The 2299-nt window shown below is 43.3% G+C and carries 7 protein-coding genes; 4 read left to right on the top strand and 3 right to left on the bottom strand.

Going from position 1 to position 2299, the window contains the following annotated elements; translation table 11 throughout:
- The coding region (locus F6K38_RS39740; RefSeq protein WP_287360389.1) for a tail fiber domain-containing protein at nt 1-697 on the top strand (697 nt) is incomplete at its 5' end.
- Between the two features lie 215 nt (nt 698-912).
- Nucleotides 913-1134 carry a hypothetical protein gene (locus F6K38_RS39735; RefSeq protein WP_287255552.1) on the top strand — a complete coding sequence of 74 codons (222 nt, stop codon included), beginning with the start codon at nt 913-915 and terminating at the stop codon, nt 1132-1134.
- Here the strand turns inward: F6K38_RS39735 and F6K38_RS39730 are convergent.
- Genes F6K38_RS39730 through F6K38_RS39720 form a run of 3 tightly spaced genes read right to left on the bottom strand, consistent with a single transcriptional unit; the run spans nt 1122 to nt 1635 of the window.
- A complete protein-coding gene (locus F6K38_RS39730; RefSeq protein WP_287255550.1) occupies nt 1122-1307 on the bottom strand; it encodes a hypothetical protein in 186 nt (61 codons plus the stop codon). The genes F6K38_RS39735 and F6K38_RS39730 overlap by 13 nt on opposite strands.
- A complete protein-coding gene (locus F6K38_RS39725) occupies nt 1308-1463 on the bottom strand; it encodes a hypothetical protein (RefSeq protein ID WP_154659781.1) in 156 nt (51 codons plus the stop codon). It lies immediately after the preceding gene.
- On the bottom strand, nt 1417-1635 hold the full coding sequence (locus F6K38_RS39720) for a hypothetical protein (protein ID WP_008184180.1): 219 nt from the start codon (nt 1633-1635) through the stop codon (nt 1417-1419). The genes F6K38_RS39725 and F6K38_RS39720 overlap by 47 nt, the downstream gene beginning before the upstream one ends.
- Nucleotides 1636-1752: 117 nt before the next feature.
- On the opposite strand from F6K38_RS39720, the gene F6K38_RS39715 reads away from it, so the two are divergent.
- On the top strand, nt 1753-1920 hold the full coding sequence (locus tag F6K38_RS39715; RefSeq protein ID WP_008184181.1) for a hypothetical protein: 168 nt from the start codon (nt 1753-1755) through the stop codon (nt 1918-1920).
- A 63-nt stretch (nt 1921-1983) separates the two neighbouring features.
- A complete protein-coding gene (locus F6K38_RS39710) occupies nt 1984-2247 on the top strand; it encodes an AbrB/MazE/SpoVT family DNA-binding domain-containing protein (protein ID WP_008184183.1) in 264 nt (87 codons plus the stop codon).
- Nucleotides 2248-2299: the final 52 nt, after the last annotated feature.

Below are 2299 nucleotides of genomic sequence, written 5' to 3'. Positions count from 1 at the left end.
GGAGGAAAGTAATAAAGTTTGGGCAAGATTTACAGATGATGAGAGCTTTCATTTGATTGGCACACCTAATCTGTTGGTAGATGGTGAGATTCGTGCAGGTAATTCAGATATTTACTTTACAAAAACTAATCATAACCACACTGGAATAGGAAATGCTGATGGTTATGCTGCTATTGAGAATGCCGCCAACCACGATGCTCTGATGATTCTGGGAAGGAGTGGTACATCAGTGGGAAGGCAAGTTAAGCTCTGGGATTATTTAAAAGTCCACGGCAGTGTCTCAATTACAAACAGTTTATATGTTGGGTCTTTACCTTATCGTGATGATCGCAATGTGCAGTGGGATGACAGTACTAAACAAATATGTTACGACAATTCTTCCGCTAGATCGAAGGAAAATATCATTTCTCTGGAAGACGATTTTTCTAAAATTTTGACAGTAGAACCCAAGACTTATACACGACCTAACCATCCCAATCGTTGGGAAATTGGATACATTGCTGAAGAGCTTCACGAGATTGGTCTTAACAAACTTGTTTACTACGACCAACAGGGGTTACCTGAAGCAATTAATTACCGAAAAATCAGTATGTACTTAGTTGAAGTTATCAAAGATATGGCTCACAAGAGCAGCAACTATGAACAACGGATCAATCAATTGGAACTTCAACTAAATCAACTAGTGTCAGATGACTAAGTTGAGCAAGATTGGGAGGTAGGGTAAAATGATGGGATTGAAAGCCCAACCAAACAACAACAATCGTAGGGTGGGCATTGCTGATAAAGATCATTATTGAACACCGATCAATGAAATGGGCAATGCCCACCAATGCCCAACCAACCCAATATCCATAGTTTATTGACCACGATTTTTACCTAGAAATACCTTTTACTTACTGATTAAACTAAACCATGAAAGAAAAACTCGAACAACGCTTACAATCCCTAAAATCCGAATATGAAGCTGGTCAAAAAATGCTAGCGGAACTAGAAGCGAAACAAGCTAACCTCCGAGAAACCTTACTCCGCATTAGTGGCGCAATTCAGGTACTGGAAGAAACCTTAGGGGAACCAACTGATACAGCCGAAAACAACACTCAGCCATCGGAGGTAGTTGGTGCTCAAGTAGAGTAGGGAGTAGGGAATCGGGAATCGGGAGCGGTGCGACCCGTGGCGAATTTAATTCGCCTACGGAAAGCGCACCGAGGGAGTCGGGAATCGGGAGATATATTGTAGGGTGGGCATTGCTGATAAAGATCATGATTGAACGCTGAGGCATTAAATGGGCAATGCCCACCAATACCCAATTAGAATCGGGAATCGGGAATCGGGAATCGAATCGTAGGGTGGGCATTGCTGATAAAGATCATGATTGAACCCCGAACAATTAAATGGGCAATGCCCACCAATACCCAATCATAATCGGGAATCGGGAATCGGCAATCGAATCGTAGGGTGTGCATTGTTAATTACAATCATGATTGAACCCCGAACAATTAAATAGGCAATGCCCACCAATATCCAATCATAATCGGGAATCGGCAATCGAATCGTAGGGTGGGCATTGTTAATTACAATCATGATTGAACCCCGAACAATTAAATAGGCAATGGCCACCAATATCCAAAAATCCATGGGTACTCTGGTTGGTGGGCATTGCCCAGATGAATTCCGGCAGCATAGGGGGTTGGAAACAGGCTTTTCCCACCCTACAAAATGATCATGATTTAACGGCGAACAATTAAATAGGCAATGGCCACCAATACCAAAAATCCATGGGTGCTCTGGTTGGTGGGCATTGCCCAGGTGAATTCCGGCAGCATTTGGGGTGGGAAACCAGCAATGCCCACCCTACAGAATGCTACAAAATGCGTACGCACTAAGGAAATGGCCACGCTACGGGAACGAGGTTTATGTTAAGCTGTTCGGTGTAGCGTGGGTCCAAGGCTCACGGCTGACAGCTGACCCCTGAATGCTTAGGTTATGGAAACGACAAAATTGTTGAGTCAAGGTCAAGTTATTATTCCTAAGTCTCTGCGAGATGCTCATGACTGGGAAACAGGTCTTGAGTTAATCGCAATTGATACGGGAGATGGGATTCTTTTAAAACCGAAAAACCCTTTTCCAGAAACACTATTAAATCAAGTGGCTGGTTGTTTAAAGTATGACGGCACTCCTAAAAGTCTTGAGGATATGGATGAGGCGATTCGGCAAGGGATAGAGGAGTTATGGCATGATCGCTGTTGATACGAATGTGGTTGTTCGGCTATTGACTCAGGATGATCAGTTACAGTTCAAC

The sequence above is a fragment of the Moorena sp. SIO3B2 genome (assembly GCF_010692525.1).
In the GTDB taxonomy this organism is placed as follows: Bacteria; Cyanobacteriota; Cyanobacteriia; order Cyanobacteriales; family Coleofasciculaceae; genus Moorena; species Moorena producens.
This window is presented reverse-complemented; position numbering and strand designations above follow the sequence as displayed.